We start from the raw sequence: 18,204 nt of genomic DNA, 5'->3' as shown, positions 1-18,204 counted from the left end.
ACTCCCTGAAGGAGGTGAAGACATGTCCCGCTCCCCGGTCCGCGTTGATGCCGTGCTCGTCCAGGCCGTGATTGCCGGTGCGCTGTCCTTCGCCCACCTGCATGATCTGGCCGAAGCCGCCGGACAGACCGGATGGAAGGCCTGGGCCTACCCGGTCAGTGTCGATCTGCTGCTGGTCGCCGCGTGGCGCCGACTGCGGACGGCTCGCAAGGACGGAGCGGCCTGGACCTGGTTCGTGATCGCCCTGGTCGCCTCGCTCGGCGCGAACATCGCGACCGCCGGACTCCTCGACCTGGAGCACGTGCCGGACTGGCTGTGCATCCTCGTCGCCGGCTGGCCCGCGCTCGCGTTCCTCGGCGGCACCCTCCTCGTCCACTCACCCACCGACGACCCGGCCCCCGCCCCGGCTCCTGCACAGGCTGTGGACGACGTGGCCGTGACCGAGGTCGACATGCGCCGCGACATCCCCGCCCCGCCCGCGGCCCCGGAGTTGCCGGCCGCGCTGCCCGAACCCGCCGCACCCGCGGTCAAGGTGCCGGCCGCGCTCCTGGACCACGCCCGACAGATCACCGAAACGCACCGCGCCACGACCGGAACGGCGATGGGCGCGGACGCTCTCTCCGCCCGCCTCGGACTGCCCGGCCCGATGTCCGACGCGATCGTCACCGAACTCCAACTCACCTGACGAGAAAGGACAGATGTGACCGCCTACCGACGCTTCCGCGACGTGATCCGCATCGGCCCCGTCCAGGTCGCGACCTACTTCGACGGACGCGGCAAGGACAGGCACACGGCGGCCTGCTCCGCCCCCGGCTGCGGCTTCTCCGGCGACTACCACGACCGGTCCGGCGCCGAACTCGCCGCCCGCACCCACCGCTGCAAGGCCTAGGAGACCTGCGATGGACGTTCCGCTCTGGCTCGCCCTGGTGGCCGTCGGCTACCTCGGCATCAAGCTCATCCGCCCGCCCTGGTGGCTGGTGGCCGTGCTCCTGCTCGACGGCTACCTCCTCGCCGGCAGTCCCCTCGGCCCCGTCGTCGGCACGGCCGTCAAGTAACCCCGACCCGAAGGGAGAACCACCGTGATCCGCCCCGAAGACCAGCTCCGCGCCGGCCACATCCCGGCCGACCTGCTCCCCCCGGGCAGCGACCCGCGCACGGTCGTCATCGTCCACACCACGCCCCGCTCCTGGGCCGGACCGGTGGTCGTGATCCTCGCCGCCACGGTCGGCCTCTGCGGGGTCGTCTACATCACCACCATCGCCGTGCTCTCGCTGATCGAAGTGGCCGCCACGACGGCCGTAGCGGTCAAGGCCGCGATCCCCACCCTGATCGGCGGCGGAGGACTCATCACCCTCGCCGTGAAAGTGCCCAAGTCGCACAAGTAACCGGCCCCCGGGACGGCTTCTACCGCCAAGTTTCGTCCGCCCCGGGCGCCTTCCCACCTTCCAGATCCAACGGACCCGAAAGGGAAGCCCCATCATGCCCCAGCACGCCCAGAACACGCCCCTCTGCCGCGACTGCGACGGCTTCCCCGTCGCCGCCATCACCACCGGAACCCGCGACCGCGACGGCTCCCGCACCACCCTCCGCATCACCTGCCGGACCTGCAAGGGCACCGGCCACACCGCGCCCGCGCGCGCCCTCGTCCAGGCCGGGAGGTGACGGGCATGTTCCGCAAACTCCCCGCCGATCTCATGCCGACCGAGGACAGCCCCGGCCTGCGCGTCAAAGGCGGAACCCAGTACAGCCGCTCCCAGGGCGACTACCGGTGCGGCGGCTGCGGCGCGGAGGACCACGCCAACGGCGACAACGACGTCAAGGCCCTGGTCGACGACTACACCGGCAACCAGGGCCCCGCCCACCGCCGGAACGAGGGCCGACGGTGAACACCCCGCGGGTCCTCGACCTGTTCTGCTGCCAGGGCGGTGCCTCCAAGGGCTACGCCGACGCCGGGTTCGACGTGACCGGTGTCGACCTGGCCCCGCAGCCCCGCTACCCCTACCGCCCCGTCCCGCCCGGCCACTACGGCCAGTTCATCGGCAACTTCTCCGGCGTCGACCACGCCCGCCAGGTCATGGGCGTGCCCTGGATGAACCGGGACGGCATCCGCGAGTGCATCCCCCCGGCCTACACCGAACACCTGGGCCGCGCCCTGCTCGCCTCCCGGCTGGAGGTGGCCGCGTGACCGACACCGCCACCCTGGCGGGTCTCGACCCGGCCACCCTCACCGATGTGTTGAGGGTGGCCGGTGCCGATGACTTCGACCGCTGGAACGAACAGATCCGCCGCACCGGAGGATGCTCCGACCCGATCCGCCTCGTCGGCGGAACCAAGACCATCGACCCGACGACCAAGACCGTTCTGCACGCCTACACGACCGAGCACGAGCCGGGCGGCATGCTCCGCATCGCCTGCGGCAACCGGCGTGCCTCCCGCTGCCCCGCGTGCGCCTGGACCTATGCCGGCGATACGTACCACCTGATCCGCGCCGGCCTCACCGGAGACCCGGCCAAGGGCACCCCGCACACCGTGCGCGACCACCCCCGCGTCTTCGCCACCCTCACCGCCCCCTCCTTCGGCCCCGTCCACAATCGGGGCAAAAGCATTAACAAGCTAAACCAAGGAAGAAACGGACACTGTCGGTGCGGTGTCCGCCATGAGTCCGACGATCCGGCGCTCGGCACCCCGCTCGACCCGGCGGCCTACGACTACGCCGGCGCCGTGCTGTGGAACAACCACGCCTCCGGCCTGTGGCGCTACTTCACGATCTACCTCCGCCGCGAGATCGCCAAGCGAGCCGGCCTCACGCAGAAAGCCGCCCGCGAACAGTCCCGCCTGTCCTTCGGCAAGGTCGCCGAGTACCAGAAGCGCGGAGCCGTCCACTTCCACGCCGTGATCCGCTTCGACGGACCGGACGGGCCCGACACCCTGCCCCCGCACTGGGCCACCCTCGACCTGCTCACCGACGCCATCCACGCAGCCGCCGCCCGCGTCGTGGTCGACGTGCCTCCCGCGGGTGACCAGCCGGCTCGGACCCTGCGCTGGGGCACGCAGCTCGATGTCCAGCGCATCAAGGCCTTCGGCGACGGTGAAGAGGTCACCGAGCAGGCCGTCGCCTCGTACGTCGCCAAGTACGCCACCAAAGCCGCCGAGGCAACGGGCGCCGTGGACCGCCGGATCGGCAACAAGGAAGCCCTCGTGCTGCTCGACGTGCCCGACCACCCCCGCCGGCTGATCGAAGCCTGTCTCGACCTGCACGCCGACTACCCGGACCGGAAGCTGCGGGACTGGGCTCACATGCTCGGCTTCCGCGGCCACTTCTCCACCAAGTCCCGCCGCTACTCCACCACCCTCGGCGCACTCCGACAGGTCCGCGCCGACTACAGAGCAGCCCAGCAACGCGCCGCGCTCGGCTTACCCGACCCCGACGACAACCCGGAGGCAACCACGCTCACCCTCGCCCACTGGACCTACGCCGGCCACGGCCACACCCCCGGCGAATCCTGGCTCGCAGCCAACATCCGACGGGACATCCAACTCAACCGCGAGACCGCACGCGACGAACTGCCCGGCCAACTCGACCTGGAAGGAGCCGACCTATGACCACCGCCACGCCCGTGCTGCTGACCGTGAAGGAGGTCATGGTGACGCTCAAGGTCGGCAGGACCAAGGTCTACGACCTGATCCGCACGCACCGGCTGGTCTCCATCAAGGTCGACGGCTGCCGCCGTATCCCCGCTGAGGCCGTACAGGACTTCGTCCGTAGCCGGCTTGGGGAGGCTGCCTGATGGCCAAGCGTCGCCCCAACGGCGGGGGAACGATCACCAAGCGTGCTGATGGCCGGTACCAGGGAGCCGCGTACGTCACCGACACGGACGGCAACCGCGTCCGGAAGTACGTCTATGGGGCCACGTGGGACGAAGCCTCCGAGAAGCTCGGCAAGCTCCAAGACCAGGAGCGGAGCGGCATCCCCGTGCCGTCTCGCTCATGGTCGCTCGGCGAGTGGCTGGCCTACTGGCTGGAGCACATCATCGAGCCGGAGTGCGAGCACAACACGTACGCCAAGTACGAGTCCAAGGTCCGGCTCTACCTGAGGCCGCACCTCGGTAAGAAGTCGATGGTCAAGCTCACGCCTGCGCAGATCCGTACGTTCATGGCCGCACTGAGGCGCGAGAAGGTCGGCGCGGCGACCCGCTTCGAAGTGCTGCGGACCCTCCGGAACGCGCTCAACCGCGCAATTCGCGAAGAGCTGCTGACGCGCAACGTCGCACTTCTGGTCGACATGCCCAAGGTCAGCAAGGACAAGGGCAAGGCGTGGAACGCCCGGGAAGCGGTCGCCTTCCTGCGGACGGCACGCGCCCACCGCTTCTACGCGGCCTGCGTCCTGGTGCTCGTCCTCGGGCTTCGCCGCAGTGAGGTACTCGGCCTGCGCTGGCAGGACATCGACTTCGAGAACGGCCAGTTCATGCCGACCAAGCAGGTGCAGCGGGAGAAGGGGAAGGGCCTGGTCCTCAAGGACCTCAAGACCGAGTCCTCACACGCCGTGCTGCCCCTGCCGGAGTTCTGCGCTCGTGCCCTGGAGGAACGCCGTGCGCTGCAAGAGCTGGAACGGAAGATCGCCGGTGATTCCTGGTCACAAGGACCGGACCGTGACGTGATCTTCTCCTCGGTGCGCGGTGGACTGACGGACCCTGTGGGCTTCTCCCGGACCTTCAACGCCCTCGTGAAGCGGGCAGGCGTCCGCCGCATCACGGTCCGGCTCGCGCGGCACACCTGCGGCACCCTGCTCGCCTTCCTGAAGGTGCATCCCAAGGTCGCTCAGGCGATCCTTCGGCACAGTCAGATCAGCATGACCATGGACGTCTACACGCACGTGGTGGGCGATGGTGAGCGGGAAGCCGTGGACTTGCTCGCCGAGCTTCTGGAAGATCCACTCATCGGCTGATGTCAGCCGTAGATGTCAAAGACCCCCAGGCATGATCGCCTGGGGGTCTTTGTACTGGTGGGGCTAACAGGATTTGAACCTGTGGCCTCATCCTTATCAGGGATGCGCTCTAACCAACTGAGCTATAGCCCCGCCGCGCTTTGCGGTGTTCGTCCCGCGCGCTGACCTCTGAAGATTAGCGCACGACGCGGCCAGTCCCAAAATCGATAGTCGGCGGACGTTTGAGAGGCCGCTCGCTCGTGCTTACTCGTCCTCTGCCAGCGTCAGCTCGATGCCGCCGACGAAGCCGGCGGAGAGGTTGTAGATGAACGCGCCGAGCGTGGCGAGCGCGGTGGCGAGGACCACGTCGATGACCGCGATGACCGACGTGAACATCAGGACGTGCGGCAGGGAGAGGAACGACTGCAGGTCGAAGCCGTTCGACTCGTTCGAGCCGGTGGCCTCGGAGATGGTGCCGCCGACGGTCGAGAAGACGCCCATGGCGTCCATGACCATCCACAGCACCGCGGCCGCGACGATCGTGCAGATGCCGAGAGCGATGGAGAGCAGGAAGCTGACCTTCATCACCGACCACGGGTCGGCCTTGGCGACCCTCAGCCGCGCCTTGCGCGTCCGCGGCACCGTGCGGGCACCGGTGCGCGGGCGGCGGACCGCGCCAGACGGCGGCTGAGCCGGGTACGCCTGCGGCGGGTGATACGGCTGCGCGGGCTGCGACGGCTGCCGCTCGCCCGGCAGCGGCGAACCGGGCAAAGGCGAACCAGGCATCGGGGAACCGGGCAGGGGCGAACCCTGCTGCGGCGCCCCGGCCACCGGCGAACCGGGCGGTGGCGGCGGTCCTGCCGGGGCCTCCCCGCCCACGTACTGCTGGGCCTGCGGGCCTCGGGTGTCCGTCACAGTTCCCCCCTGGGATCCATGAGAGTCATGGGAGTCAGTCGCATCCATGGCGGGGCCACGGCCGCCGTCCGTTTCCGTACCGGTCGATCCGGCGCCCGTGGCTCCGCTCACGCTGCCTCACTCCTCGCGCTACTCGGCCGAGGACGGCTCGCCCTCTTCCGTACCGACGGCCTCGACGCCTTCGGTGGTCTCGTCCACGGCGTCCTCGCCGTCGACTTCCTCCGCCTCACGACCGGCCTCGGCGTTACGAGCGATACCGACGACGGCATCGCGCTTGCCCAGGTTGATCAGTTGGACGCCCATGGTGTCACGGCCCGTCTCCCTGACCTCGTTGACTCGCGTACGAATCACACCGCCGGACAGCGTGATGGCGAGGATCTCATCGGTCTCCTCGACCACCAGCGCGCCCACCAGGGAGCCACGGTCCTCGACGATCTTGGCGGCCTTGATGCCCAGGCCACCGCGACCCTGGACGCGGTACTCGTCGACGTTGGTCCGCTTCGCGTACCCACCGTCTGTAGCAGTGAACACGAACGTACCGGGTCGAACAACATTCATCGAGAGCAGCTGGTCTCCCTCGCGGAAGCTCATGCCCTTGACGCCCGAGGTGGCGCGGCCCATGGGACGCAGTGCGTCGTCCGTCGCCGTGAACCTGATCGACTGTGCCTTCTTGCTGATCAGAAGCAGATCATCCTCGGCCGAGACGAGTTCGGCTCCGATCAGTTCGTCATCGGAACCGTCCTCCGTTTCACGGAGATTGATCGCGATGACGCCGCCCGAGCGCGGGGAATCGTAATCCTTAAGAGGCGTCTTCTTAACCAGGCCGCCCTTGGTGGCCAGGATCAGATAGGGCGCCGCCGCGTAGTCACGGATCGCGAGGATCTGGGCGATCTGCTCGTCCGGCTGGAAGGCCAGCAGGTTGGCGACGTGCTGGCCGCGCGCGTCACGGCCGGCGTCCGGAAGCTCGTACGCCTTGGCGCGGTAGACACGGCCCTTGTTCGTGAAGAACAGCAGCCAGTGGTGCGTCGTCGACACGAAGAAGTGGTCGACGATGTCGTCCTGCTTCAGCTTCGTACCGCGTACACCCTTGCCGCCGCGCTTCTGCGAGCGGTAGTCCTCGGTCTTGGTGCGCTTGATGTAGCCACCGCGCGTGATGGTGACGACGATGTCCTCTTCGGCGATCAGGTCCTCCATGGACATGTCGCCGTCGAAGGGGACCAGCTTGGAGCGGCGGTCGTCACCGAACTTGTCGACGATCGCGGTGAGTTCCTCGCTGATGATCTGCCGCTGCCGCACCGGCGAGGCAAGGATCGCGTTGTACTCGGTGATCTTCGCCTGGAGTTCGTCGTGCTCCTGGACGATCTTCTGGCGCTCCAGAGCGGCCAGTCGGCGAAGCTGCATCTCGAGGATGGCGTTCGCCTGGATCTCGTCGATCTCCAGGAGGCCCATCAGGCCCTCACGCGCGATCTCCACGGTGTCACTGCGCCGGATCAGCGCGATGACCTCGTCGATGGCGTCCAGGGCCTTCAGGAGGCCACGCAAGATGTGCGCGCGCTCCTCGGCCTTGCGCAGCCTGAAGCGCGTACGGCGGACGATGACCTCGACCTGGTGGCTCACCCAGTGGCGGATGAACGCGTCGAGCGACAGTGTGCGCGGGACGCCGTCGACCAGCGCCAGCATGTTGGCGCTGAAGTTCGACTGCAGATCGGTGTGCTTGTAGAGGTTGTTCAGGACGACCTTGGCGACCGCGTCGCGCTTCAGCACGATGACCAGGCGCTGGCCCGTGCGCGAGGACGTCTCGTCGCGGACGTCGGCGATGCCGCCGACCTTGCCGTCCTTCACCAGGTCGGCGATCTTCTGCGCGAGGTTGTCCGGGTTGACCTGGTAGGGGAGTTCGGTGACCACCAGGCACTGGCGGTTCTGGATCTCCTCGACCTCGATGACCGCGCGCATCGTGATGGAGCCACGACCCGTGCGGTAGGCCTCCTCGATGCCTTTTCGGCCCACTACAAGGGCACCACTCGGGAAATCGGGGCCCTTGATGCGCTCGATCAGGGCGTCCAGGAGCTCCTCGTGGGAGGCCTCGGGGTTCTCCAGGCACCACTGGGCACCCGCTGCGACCTCACGGAGGTTGTGCGGCGGAATGTTGGTCGCCATACCGACCGCGATGCCCGCCGAGCCGTTGATCAGCAGGTTCGGGAAGCGGGCCGGCAGGACGGTCGGCTCCTGGGAGCGGCCGTCGTAGTTGTCCGTGAAGTCGACGGTCTCCTCGTCGATGTCACGGACCATCTCCATGGACAGCGGCATCAGCTTGCACTCGGTGTACCGCATGGCGGCGGCCGGGTCGTTACCCGGAGAACCGAAGTTGCCGTTGGAGTCCACCAGCGGCATCCGCATCGACCACGGCTGCGCGAGGCGGACCAGCGCGTCGTAGATCGAGGAGTCGCCGTGCGGGTGGTAGTTGCCCATGACGTCGCCGACGACGCGGGCGCACTTGTAGAAGCCCTTCTCGGGCCGGTAGCCGCCGTCGTACATGGCGTACAGGACGCGGCGGTGGACGGGCTTGAGGCCGTCCCGGACGTCGGGCAGCGCACGCGACACGATGACGGACATCGCGTAGTCGAGATACGAGCGCTGCATCTCCGTCTCGAGCCCGACGGGCTCGACGCGCTGGGCGATGACGCCCTCTTCAGGCGTACTGGAAGTGTTCTCGTCGGTCATTGCTGGTGAAGATCCTTTCTGGTGCGGTCAGCTGAGACCGACTCAGATGTCGAGGAAGCGGACGTCCTTGGCGTTGCGCTGGATGAACGCGCGGCGCGCCTCGACGTCCTCGCCCATGAGGACCGAGAACAGGTCGTCGGCCTGGGCGGCGTCGTCGAGGGTGACCTGGCCGAGGACGCGGTGCTCCTGGTCCATGGTCGTGATGCGCAGCTCCTCGGCGTTCATCTCGCCGAGACCCTTGAAGCGCTGGACCGAGTCCTCGCGGATGCGCTTGCCGGCCTGCTTGCCCAGCTCGATCAGCGCGTCGCGCTCATGGTCCGAGTACGCGTACTCGAAGTCGTCGCGGCCCCACTTGATCTTGTACAGCGGGGGACGCGACAGGAACACGTGCCCGGCCTCGACCAGCGGCCGCATGAAGCGGAACAGGAACGTCAGCAGCAGGGTGTTGATGTGCTGGCCGTCGACGTCGGCGTCCGCCATCAGAATGATCTTGTGATAGCGGAGCTTCTCGATGTCGAAGTCCTCGTGGACTCCGGTGCCGAAGGCCGAGATCAGCGCCTGGATCTCCTGGTTCTGCAGGATCTTGTCGATCCGCGACTTCTCGACGTTGAGGATCTTTCCTCGGATCGGGAGGATCGCCTGGTACTGCGGGTTGCGCCCGGACTTGGCCGAGCCGCCGGCGGAGTCACCCTCGACGATGAAGATCTCGCACTTGGTGGGGTCGTTCGACTGGCAGTCCGAGAGCTTGCCCGGCAGGGACGCCGACTCCAGCAGGCCCTTGCGGCGGGTGAGGTCACGCGCCTTGCGGGCCGCCACGCGCGCGGTGGCCGCCTGGATGGACTTGCGGATGATGTCCGAAGCCTCGTTCGGGTTGCGGTCCAGCCAGTCCGTCAGGCGCTCGTGGACGACCTTCTGCACAAAGGTCTTCGCCTCCGTGTTGCCCAGCTTGGTCTTCGTCTGGCCCTCGAACTGCGGCTCGCCGAGCTTGACCGAGATGATCGCGGTCAGGCCCTCGCGGATGTCGTCGCCCGTGAGGTTGTCGTCCTTCTCGCGCAGCAGCTTCTTGTCGCGCGCGTACCGGTTGATGAGACCCGTCAAAGCGGCCCGGAAGCCCTCTTCGTGCGTGCCGCCCTCGTGCGTGTGGATGGTGTTGGCGAAGGAGTACACACCCTCGCTGTAACCGCTGTTCCACTGCATCGCGACCTCGAGGGAGAGCAGGCGCTCCTTGTCCTCGGCCTCGATGTCGATCACGGTGTCGTGGACGACGTCTCCCTTGCGGGAGTTCAGGTACTTCACGAAGTCGACGATGCCGCCCGCGTAGTGGTACGTGACGGTCTTGACTTCGTCCTTCTCATCGGCGCCCGCCTCGTCCGCCCCGGCGGTCGCCTTGGCCGAATCGCGCTCGTCGGTGAGCTTGATGGTCAAGCCCTTGTTGAGGAACGCCATCTCCTGAAAGCGCCGCGAGAGCGTCTCGAAGGAGTACTCGGTGGTCTCGAAGATGTCGCCGTCGGCCCAGAACGTGACGGAGGTGCCGGTCTCGTCCGTGGCCTCGTGCTTTGCCAGCGGGGCGGTCGGGACGCCTGTCTTGTAGTCCTGCGTCCAGCGGTACCCGTCGGTCTTGACCTCGACGGCGACCTTCGTGGACAGGGCGTTGACGACGGACACACCCACCCCGTGCAGACCGCCGGAGACCGCGTAACCGCCGCCGCCGAACTTGCCGCCCGCGTGCAGCACGGTCAGTACGACCTCGACGGCGGGCTTGCCCTCGGACGGGACGATGCCCACCGGGATGCCGCGGCCGTTGTCGATGACTCGCACGCCGCCGTCATGGAGGATCGTCACGTCGATGGTGTCCGCGTGACCGGCCAGCGCCTCGTCGACGGAGTTGTCGACCACCTCTTGCACCAAGTGGTGCAGGCCACGCTCACCGGTCGAGCCGATGTACATGCCGGGTCGCTTGCGAACCGCGTCCAGACCCTCGAGGACGGTGATGGCGTTGGCGTCGTACGAGGCTGTGACCTCGCCGTTCGAGGTTGGGGCCTCGGCGTTGACGCCGGCGTCGGTGGACGGGATGTTCTCGTTGGGGTTGCCGGAATCGGCCACGAAGCGCCCTTTCTGGCACAGCACAAGCCAAGCTCCTGGCGGGTGGCCGGAGCGGCTGCGGCGTGTTGCGTTGGTAAGCCTTAGTCAGCGTTGCTCGGTGTGTCCCACAAGTGGGGCGGGATTAGCTTCCAGTCTACCGGTAGCGCCGACTGTGATGGGGGTTTGCCGGTACCTGAGTCCGCATGTGCCGCCCTGAACCGGTCTCGGCCGACTCCCCATATGCGGACCCGGGCCCAAAGAGGCTCACAGCGGCACTCAGCGCTTCCGGGTGTCAACCCTTGGCTACTGCCGAGTCAGGTCGGCGTTCGCAACCGCACGCGGGCAACGGCGGCCAACGGTTCCGGCCTGTCCCGATCACCCGTAGGTGTCGCCGGGACCCTTGCTTCCGGGGGCGCGCAGGGGGCCGTAGCGGCGGGGGGGACCACCGGGACCCTGCACCTTGATCAGGCGCACCGTGCCGTGCCCGAGGTCCTGGTTCAGCCGCTTCACCAACTCCGGGGCGAGCAGGCGCAACTGGGTCGCCCAGGCGGTCGAGTCGCACTGCACGGTCAGCACCCGCTCGGCCGGATCGTCGTCGTACCGCAACGGAACACAGTGCTTGGCCAGGTCGTCGCCGACGATCTCCGGCCAGCGGCCCATCACGCCGCCCACCGCGGCCGGCGTCTCCCAGCCGCGCTCGGTGAGCAGCCGGTTGATCGCGGCACCGAGCGCCATGGGGTCGCGCCCGTCCGCGCGCGCGCCAGAGCGCAGACCGCCGCCGCGCCGCGCCTGCTTCTTCTGCTGCGCCGCGTCCCCACGCGCGCGTGCCTGTTCTTTCGCGGCGCGCAGGGCCACGCGCGCGAGGTCGACGCCGGACGGCTCGGGGCTCTTGGGGGTCGCTGCCGGGTCGGGTGTGTTCTCCGTCATACGCGCTCCACCAGGCCCTCGGACACGGTGTACCGCGTCCCCGCCAGTACGCCCGGTACGTCGTCGTCGACCGCGGCGGTCACCAGCACCTGCTCACCCGGGGCGACGAGTTCCGCGAGCCGTTCCCTCCTACGGGTGTCCAGCTCGGCGAACACGTCGTCCAGGACCAGTACCGGCTCGTTGCCCTCGGACCTGAGCAGGTCGTACGAGGCCAGGCGCAGCGCCAGTGCGTACGACCAGGACTCGCCGTGTGACGCATATCCCTTCGCGGGGAGCTGGCCGAGCTTGAGCAGCAGTTCGTCCCGGTGGGGGCCGACCAGGGTGACGCCCCGCTCGATCTCCTGCTTGCGGGACTCCAGGAGGGCGGCCATGAGCTGCTCGTACAGCTCCTCGCGCGCGTGGCCGACGATTTCGGGCGACGAGGGCTTGTACTCCAGCGCGATCGGGCCACCGCCGGGCGCCAGCTGCTCGTACGCCTTGTCGGACAGCGGCTGGATCGCCGAGACCAGGTCGAGCCGCTGGGCGAGCAGCTCGGCGCCCACGCGCGCGAGGTGCTGGTCCCAGACGTCGAGCGTGGAGAGGTCCATGGTGCGGCCGCCGTGCCGCCGGGCCAGCGCGGCCGACTTGAGAAGCGTGTTGCGCTGCCTGAGCACCCGGTCGTAGTCGGAGCGGACGCCCGCCATCCGCGGGGAGCGGGCGGTGATCAGCTCGTCGAGGAAGCGGCGCCGCTCGCCGGGGTCGCCCTTGACCAGGGCGAGGTCCTCGGGAGCGAACAGGACGGTACGGACGATGCCGAGCACGTCACGGGGTCTGACCTGCGAGGACCTGTTGATGCGGGCTCGGTTGGCCTTGCCGGGGTTCAGCTCGAGTTCGATGAGCTGCTGGCGCTCGCCCTGCCGGACATTGGCCCGGATGATCGCCCGGTCCGCGCCCATGCGCACCAGCGGCGCATCGGAGGAGACGCGGTGGCTGCCGAGGGTCGCGAGATAGCCGACCGCCTCGACGAGGTTCGTCTTGCCCTGGCCATTGGGGCCCACGAAGGCGGTGACGCCCGGGTCGAGCGGGACCTCGACCCGGGCGTAGGAGCGGAAGTCGGCAAGCGACAGATGCGTGACGTGCATGGTCGTTCGCCGACCTCCCCCAGGTTGTGGATCCGCGGGCTTTTGGCCTGTGGATCTGTGGATTACTTCTTTTCGACGGCGTGGCCGCCGAACTGGTTGCGCAGTGCCGCGACCATCTTCATCTGCGGCGAGTCGTCCTGTCGGGAGGCGAAGCGCGCGAACAGTGAGGCGGTGATCGCGGGGAGCGGGACGGAGTGGTCGATGGCCGCTTCGACGGTCCAACGGCCTTCTCCGGAGTCCTCCGCGAAGCCGCGGAGCTTGTCCAGGTGCTCGTCCTCGTTGAGGGCGTTGACGGCGAGGTCCAGGAGCCAGGAGCGGATCACGGTGCCTTCCTGCCAGGAGCGGAAGACCTCGCGTACGTCGGTGACGGAGCCGACCTTCTCCAGGAGCTCCCAGCCCTCGGCGTAGGCCTGCATCATGGCGTACTCGATGCCGTTGTGGACCATCTTGGAGAAGTGGCCGGCGCCGACCTTCCCGGCGTGCACGAAGCCGAAGTCGCCCTCCGGCTTGAGGGCGTCGAAGACCGGCTGGACCTTGGCGATGTTCTCGGCGTCGCCGCCGACCATCAGGGCGTAGCCGTTCTCCAGGCCCCAGACTCCGCCGGAGACGCCGGCGTCGACGAAGCCGATGCCCTTGATGCCGAGTTCGACGGCGTGCTTCTCGTCGTCGGTCCAGCGGGAGTTGCCGCCGTCCACCACGACGTCACCGGGCTCCAGGAGCGCGGCCAGCTCGTCGATGGTGGACTGGGTCGCGGCACCCGCCGGGACCATCACCCACACCACACGCGGGCCCTTGAGCTTGCCCACAAGCTCTTCCAGGCTGTGGACATCGGCGAGGTCCGGGTTGCGGTCGTATCCGAGGACGGTGTGGCCAGCGCGGCGGATCCGCTCGCGCATGTTGCCGCCCATCTTGCCGAGGCCGACGAGACCGAGCTCCATCAGTTGTTCCTTAGGTTTGCGACGTGGCGTGACGGCACTTTCGTACCTGCGTCCGAGCCTAAACCCGGACGCTCACGCACACCTGTGGGCATACGCGCTCAGACGTAACGCCCCACCTGCGGCTTCGTCGGCCGGGTGTGTCGGACCGCCACGCGTCAGCCGCTGAGGCGCACCGGCATGATCAGGTACTTGTAGGCCTCGTCCGCCTCGGCGTCCACGGCGGGCTTGCCGCTGAGCAGCGCGGGCTTCGTGGACGTCGTGAAGGAGAGCTGGGCGACCGGCGAGTCGATGGCGCTCAGGCCGTCGAGCAGGAACGTCGGGTTGAAGGCGATCGAGACGTCATCGCCCTCCAGCTGGGCGTCGACCCTCTCCACAGCCTGTGCGTCGTCGCTGGAACCGGCCTCCAGGATCAGCACGCCCTGCTCGAAGCTCAGCCGCACCGGGGTGTTCCGCTCGGCGACCAGGGCCACACGCTTGACGGCCTCCACGAAGGGGGCGGTCTCGATGACGGCGATCGAGTTGAACTCCGTCGGGAAAAGCGAGCGGTACTTCGGGAGGTCGCCTTCGAGCAGACGGGTGGTCGTACGCCGCCCCGCGCCCTCGAAACCGATCAGACCCTCGCCGGCACCGGAGCCGGACAGCGCCAGGATCACGCTGTCGCCGCTCGTAAGGGCCTTGGCGGTGTCCAGGAGCGTCTTGGCGGGCACCAGGGCCACCGCGGACGCCTCGGGGTCCTCCGGCTTCCACAGGAACTCACGGACCGCGAAGCGATAGCGGTCGGTGGAGGCGAGGGTGACCGTGTCGCCCTCGATCTCGATGCGTACGCCGGTGAGGACGGGCAGCGTGTCGTCGCGGCCCGCCGCGATGGCCACCTGGGCGGCCGCCGAGGCGAAGACCTCGCCGGGGACGGTGCCGGTCGCCGACGGCATCTGCGGCAGCGCCGGGTACTCCTCCACAGGCAGCGTGTGGAGTGTGAATCGCGAGGAGCCGCAGACCACGGTCGCCCGTGCACCGTCTGTGGAAATCTCCACCGGCCGGTTGGGCAGGGCGCGGCAGATGTCGGCGAGCAGGCGGCCGGAGACGAGCACCGTGCCCTCCTCGTCGACCTCGGCGTCCACCGAGACCCGTGCCGAGACCTCGTAGTCGAAGCTGGAGAGGCTCAGAGCGCCCTCCTCGGCCTTCAGAAGAAGGCCGGCGAGCACAGGAGCCGGCGGACGGGCCGGGAGGCTGCGTGCCGCCCAGGCCACTGCCTCCGCGAGTACGTCGCGTTCCACCCGGATCTTCACCGTTGCCGCCTCCGTCTGTTGCCGGCGCTCTCGCCCTGCTGGCCTTCGTCGTCTGACTCGGTGTCGCTCGGCCCAGGGATGGGCAGGACACCGGGGACCAGTCTGACGCACCGCACTGACAGTCGGTGCCCCTCGGGGTCAAGTCGTTGCGAGCGGCACCAGAGGCTCCGAGGGCAAGTTGTGCACAGCCCCCACTTCGAATCGATTCCCAGGCTCTCTCTAGTTGGTCTTAGTAGTAGGCCCTGTGGAAACCGTGGATAACCCCGTTTTTGCAGGTCAGCGGGGATTTTTTGTCCACCGACCCTGTGGGTGGGGGCGGTGGAAAACCACGCTCCTCTGTGGACGGCGAAAAGTTCTGCACACTCGATGCACAGCCTGAGGGCACTTCTCCCCAGAGCCGTCCCCAGGTTTACCCACGTTCCCCACAGGCCAACCGGACACCTTGGTGTGACGCCTTTCACTCGACACGGTGAGAGGGCGCGTCGCGTTGCCGAACAGTGGACAGAGGTGTGGAGAAGCTGGGGATCACTGGGGACAACCGGCTCCAGCCTGTGGGTCGGCGGTGGACAACTCCGTACACACCCTGTGGATCTTTTCTTCGTCCACAGGCTGTGGAGAGCGTTCGTCCACCAATCCACAAGCAGGTGACCTGGTCTGATGGTCTTTCAACAGTGCTCCCTGTGGACACGATCTGGACAACTTCCCAGTCCCCAGGGTGTGGACGCCAGAAAGTCACCGAATCTGTGGAGAGTGGCCGTAACCCGGCCCGTAATCGAACAGAGGATGACGGCCGAGCATCGGCGCGAGCAGTCGGCAGACGCTGAAAACGTCGGCGCGAGCCCTCGACAGGCGCATGAGAACGCCCGCGAGCGCCTTCAGAGACGTCTGAAATCGGCGCCGAGCGCCTTCAGCAGCCGTACGGGAACGGCAGAAGGCGCCCTCGGGAACTCGTCCCGGGGCGCCCTCAGCGACGTATGACGGTCTGTGCCGCCGTCTCCGATGCCGGCTCTCTCAGCCGTTCTTGATGCGGTTCGTGAGCTCGGTGACCTGGTTGTAGATGGAGCGGCGCTCCGCCATCAGCGCGCGGATCTTGCGGTCGGCGTGCATCACGGTCGTGTGGTCGCGGCCGCCGAACTGCGCGCCGATCTTCGGCAGCGAGAGGTCGGTCAGCTCGCGGCACAGGTACATGGCGATCTGGCGTGCAGTCACCAGGACGCGGCTGCGCGAGGAGCCGCACAGGTCGTCCACCGTGAGGCCGAAGTAGTCGGCGGTGGCCGCCATGATGGCCGGCGCGGTGATCTCCGGGGACGAGTCCTCGCCGCCGGGGATCAGGTCCTTGAGGACGATCTCCGTCAGACCGAGGTCCACCGGCTGCCGGTTGAGCGACGCGAACGCCGTCACCCGGATCAGCGCGCCCTCCAGCTCGCGGATGTTGCGCGAGATGCGGGACGCGATGAACTCCAGGACCTCCGGCGGGGCGTTGAGCTGCTCCTGCACCGCCTTCTTACGAAGGATGGCGATACGGGTCTCGAGCTCGGGCGGCTGGACGTCGGTGATCAGCCCCCACTCGAAACGGTTCCGCAGCCGGTCCTCCAGTGTGACCAGCTGCTTCGGCGGCCGGTCGCTGGAGAGCACGATCTGCTTGTTCGCGTTGTGGAGCGTGTTGAAGGTGTGGAAGAACTCCTCCTGCGTCGACTCCTTGTCCGCCAGGAACTGGATGTCGTCCACGAGCAGGATGTCCATCTCGCGGTACCGCTTGCGGAAGCTGTCGCCCTTGCCGTCGCGGATGGAGTTGATGAACTCGTTGGTGAACTCCTCGGAGCTCACGTACCGCACCCGCGTGCCGGGGTAGAGGCTGCGGGCGTAGTGCCCGATCGCGTGCAGCAGGTGCGTCTTGCCGAGGCCGGACTCCCCGTAGATGAAGAGCGGGTTGTACGCCTTGGCAGGCGCCTCGGCGACGGCGACCGCGGCGGCGTGCGCGAACCGGTTCGAGGCACCGATGACGAAGGTGTCGAAGAGGTACTTCGGGTTGAGGCGTGCGGTGGGCTCGCCAGGACCGCTCGCCGGCGCGGGCTGCGCGGCCAGCGGTCCTGGGGCGCCGCTGGACGAGGGCAGTGAGGGGCCGCCGCGGTGCATGTGGCCGCCTCCGGAGGGCGGCTCCTGGAGATCGCGGCGGTCGGGGCGCTGGTCGTAGTCGGAGCGCTGCTGGTCGTAGTCCGGGCGCTGCTGCTCGTACGGCGGGCGGTCCATGGACTGCGGCCGGTAGTCCTGCGAGGGCGAGGCGTACGGGTCGCGCTCCGGGAAGCCGAGGCGCTGCTGCTGCCAGCCGTAGTCGTCCTGGTGCCGCGGCCAGGCGCCCGGCTCGGGGCGCTGGTAGTCGGGGTAGGCGGGGCGGGCGCTCGGGAGCTGGTCCGGGCGGCCGGAGGGCAGCTGGTCGCCGGGGGCCCCCGGGAGCTGGTCGGAGCGGCCGGACCTGTGGTCGTCGGCCCGGTGGCGGCCGTACCCCTCGTATCCGTCGCGGCGCTGACTGTCGTAGGGGTTCCGCTCCCGCTCGTCGCGGCCCTGGGAGTCGTAGCCGTTGCGCTCGTCGCGGCCCTGGCTGTCGTACGAGGGTCGCTCGTCGCGCGCCTTGCTGTCGTACGGGTTCCGGTCGTCGCGTGCCTGGCCGTCATAGGTGTCGCGGCCCTGGCCCTGTCCTGAGGGGGGCTCGGGCTCCTCGTAGCGGGGCTGGGCGGGCCCCGGGGGGTCGCCGGCGGAGTCGTCGACGGTGATCGCGATGCGGATCGGGCGGCCGCACTCGCGGCTCAGGGTCTCGCTGACGATCGGCGCGAGACGGCCTTCGAGTACGCCCTTCGCAAACTCGTTCGGGACCGCGAGGAGCGCGGTGTCCGCGACCAGCGCGAGAGGCTGGCAGCGCTTGATCCAGTGCTCGTCCTTCGCCTCGACACCCTGACCACGGCCCTCACCGAGAAGTTGTTCCAGTACTCGTGGCCACACTGCGGCAAGATCGGCAGGTACGTCAGCCACAGGGCACGCTCTCTCATGGGTCCCACGAACGTGTGGTTCTGGGAACAGGTTGGGAAGTCAGTCGGGTGGTGCGGTGGGAACAAAGCCGCTGGGGCGGTGAGAAGGGAACGAATCGGAGTTTGGCCACGGTAGTCAGGGCGACCGCTGCGGTTCAAGTTGTTGTCCCCAGCCTGTGGATAGTGTCTCCTGGCAGATGCTGGTTTGACCGGATGGCGTAGCCGCGCGTACCGTAACCAGGTCGAGTTGTCGATGGCTGCTGCCGC

The 18,204-nt window shown here is 68.2% G+C and carries 18 protein-coding genes and 1 tRNA gene; 10 read left to right on the top strand and 9 right to left on the bottom strand.

Translation table 11 applies throughout. From position 1 onward, the window contains the following. The first annotated feature begins 22 nt into the window (after positions 1 to 22). From OG219_RS24030 to OG219_RS23985, 10 genes are all read left to right on the top strand, one after another. Positions 23 to 685: a DUF2637 domain-containing protein gene (locus OG219_RS24030; protein WP_266829682.1), complete on the top strand. Its 663-nt coding sequence runs from the start codon at positions 23 to 25 to the stop codon at positions 683 to 685. A gap of 15 nt (positions 686 to 700) precedes the next feature. Beyond that, positions 701 to 889 carry a mobile element transfer protein gene (locus OG219_RS24025; protein WP_266829680.1) on the top strand — a complete coding sequence of 63 codons (189 nt, stop codon included), beginning with the start codon at positions 701 to 703 and terminating at the stop codon, positions 887 to 889. A 10-nt stretch (positions 890 to 899) separates the two neighbouring features. Further along, complete coding sequence (locus OG219_RS24020; RefSeq protein ID WP_266829678.1) at positions 900 to 1,055, top strand: hypothetical protein; 156 nt, start codon at positions 900 to 902, stop codon at positions 1,053 to 1,055. A 24-nt stretch (positions 1,056 to 1,079) separates the two neighbouring features. Continuing rightward, positions 1,080 to 1,385 carry a hypothetical protein gene (locus OG219_RS24015; protein ID WP_266829676.1) on the top strand — a complete coding sequence of 102 codons (306 nt, stop codon included), beginning with the start codon at positions 1,080 to 1,082 and terminating at the stop codon, positions 1,383 to 1,385. Positions 1,386 to 1,479: 94 nt separating this feature from the next. Beyond that, positions 1,480 to 1,662 (top strand): hypothetical protein, encoded by a 183-nt coding sequence (locus OG219_RS24010; RefSeq protein WP_266829674.1) that lies wholly within the window; start codon positions 1,480 to 1,482, stop codon positions 1,660 to 1,662. Between the two features lie 5 nt (positions 1,663 to 1,667). Beyond that, complete coding sequence (locus OG219_RS24005; RefSeq protein WP_266829672.1) at positions 1,668 to 1,886, top strand: hypothetical protein; 219 nt, start codon at positions 1,668 to 1,670, stop codon at positions 1,884 to 1,886. Beyond that, positions 1,883 to 2,185 (top strand): hypothetical protein, encoded by a 303-nt coding sequence (locus OG219_RS24000; protein ID WP_266829670.1) that lies wholly within the window; start codon positions 1,883 to 1,885, stop codon positions 2,183 to 2,185. The genes OG219_RS24005 and OG219_RS24000 overlap by 4 nt, the downstream gene beginning before the upstream one ends. Next, positions 2,182 to 3,603, top strand: coding sequence for a replication initiator protein RepSA (gene repSA / locus OG219_RS23995; RefSeq protein ID WP_266829668.1), 1,422 nt, complete (start codon positions 2,182 to 2,184; stop codon positions 3,601 to 3,603). The genes OG219_RS24000 and repSA overlap by 4 nt, the downstream gene beginning before the upstream one ends. Beyond that, positions 3,600 to 3,788: a helix-turn-helix domain-containing protein gene (locus tag OG219_RS23990; RefSeq protein WP_266829666.1), complete on the top strand. Its 189-nt coding sequence runs from the start codon at positions 3,600 to 3,602 to the stop codon at positions 3,786 to 3,788. Before repSA ends, OG219_RS23990 begins: the two co-directional genes overlap by 4 nt. Continuing rightward, on the top strand, positions 3,788 to 4,945 hold the full coding sequence (locus OG219_RS23985; protein ID WP_266829664.1) for a site-specific integrase: 1,158 nt from the start codon (positions 3,788 to 3,790) through the stop codon (positions 4,943 to 4,945). The genes OG219_RS23990 and OG219_RS23985 overlap by 1 nt, the downstream gene beginning before the upstream one ends. A 55-nt stretch (positions 4,946 to 5,000) precedes the next feature. On the opposite strand, the gene OG219_RS23980 is transcribed toward OG219_RS23985, so the two are convergent. From OG219_RS23980 to dnaA, 9 genes are all read right to left on the bottom strand, one after another. After that, positions 5,001 to 5,077, bottom strand: a tRNA-Ile gene (locus tag OG219_RS23980). A gap of 111 nt (positions 5,078 to 5,188) precedes the next feature. Then, on the bottom strand, positions 5,189 to 5,950 hold the full coding sequence (locus OG219_RS23975; protein ID WP_266829662.1) for a DUF3566 domain-containing protein: 762 nt from the start codon (positions 5,948 to 5,950) through the stop codon (positions 5,189 to 5,191). Positions 5,951 to 5,968: 18 nt separating this feature from the next. After that, positions 5,969 to 8,560, bottom strand: a complete 2,592-nt coding sequence (gene gyrA / locus OG219_RS23970) for a DNA gyrase subunit A (protein ID WP_266829660.1) — start codon at positions 8,558 to 8,560, stop codon at positions 5,969 to 5,971. 42 nt (positions 8,561 to 8,602) lie between these two features. Beyond that, the gene (gene gyrB / locus OG219_RS23965) at positions 8,603 to 10,687 is read right to left on the bottom strand and encodes a DNA topoisomerase (ATP-hydrolyzing) subunit B (RefSeq protein ID WP_323183294.1); all 2,085 of its coding nucleotides are present in this window, start codon (positions 10,685 to 10,687) and stop codon (positions 8,603 to 8,605) included. Positions 10,688 to 11,017: 330 nt separating this feature from the next. Beyond that, positions 11,018 to 11,569 carry a DUF721 domain-containing protein gene (locus OG219_RS23960; RefSeq protein ID WP_266829658.1) on the bottom strand — a complete coding sequence of 184 codons (552 nt, stop codon included), beginning with the start codon at positions 11,567 to 11,569 and terminating at the stop codon, positions 11,018 to 11,020. Next, positions 11,566 to 12,690, bottom strand: a complete 1,125-nt coding sequence (gene recF, locus OG219_RS23955; RefSeq protein ID WP_266829656.1) for a DNA replication/repair protein RecF — start codon at positions 12,688 to 12,690, stop codon at positions 11,566 to 11,568. Before recF ends, OG219_RS23960 begins: the two co-directional genes overlap by 4 nt. 62 nt (positions 12,691 to 12,752) lie before the next feature. After that, entirely contained in the window at positions 12,753 to 13,628 is an 876-nt protein-coding gene (gene gnd / locus OG219_RS23950) for a phosphogluconate dehydrogenase (NAD(+)-dependent, decarboxylating) (RefSeq protein WP_266829654.1), read from the bottom strand. A gap of 155 nt (positions 13,629 to 13,783) precedes the next feature. Beyond that, positions 13,784 to 14,914 (bottom strand): DNA polymerase III subunit beta, encoded by a 1,131-nt coding sequence (dnaN, locus tag OG219_RS23945; RefSeq protein WP_266458384.1) that lies wholly within the window; start codon positions 14,912 to 14,914, stop codon positions 13,784 to 13,786. A 1,011-nt stretch (positions 14,915 to 15,925) separates the two neighbouring features. Next, positions 15,926 to 17,941, bottom strand: coding sequence for a chromosomal replication initiator protein DnaA (gene dnaA, locus OG219_RS23940; RefSeq protein WP_266829651.1), 2,016 nt, complete (start codon positions 17,939 to 17,941; stop codon positions 15,926 to 15,928). Positions 17,942 to 18,204 lie beyond the last annotated feature (263 nt).

The sequence above is a fragment of the Streptomyces sp. NBC_00038 genome, assembly GCF_026343635.1.
In the GTDB taxonomy this organism is placed as follows: domain Bacteria; phylum Actinomycetota; class Actinomycetes; order Streptomycetales; family Streptomycetaceae; genus Streptomyces.
This window is presented reverse-complemented; position numbering and strand designations above follow the sequence as displayed.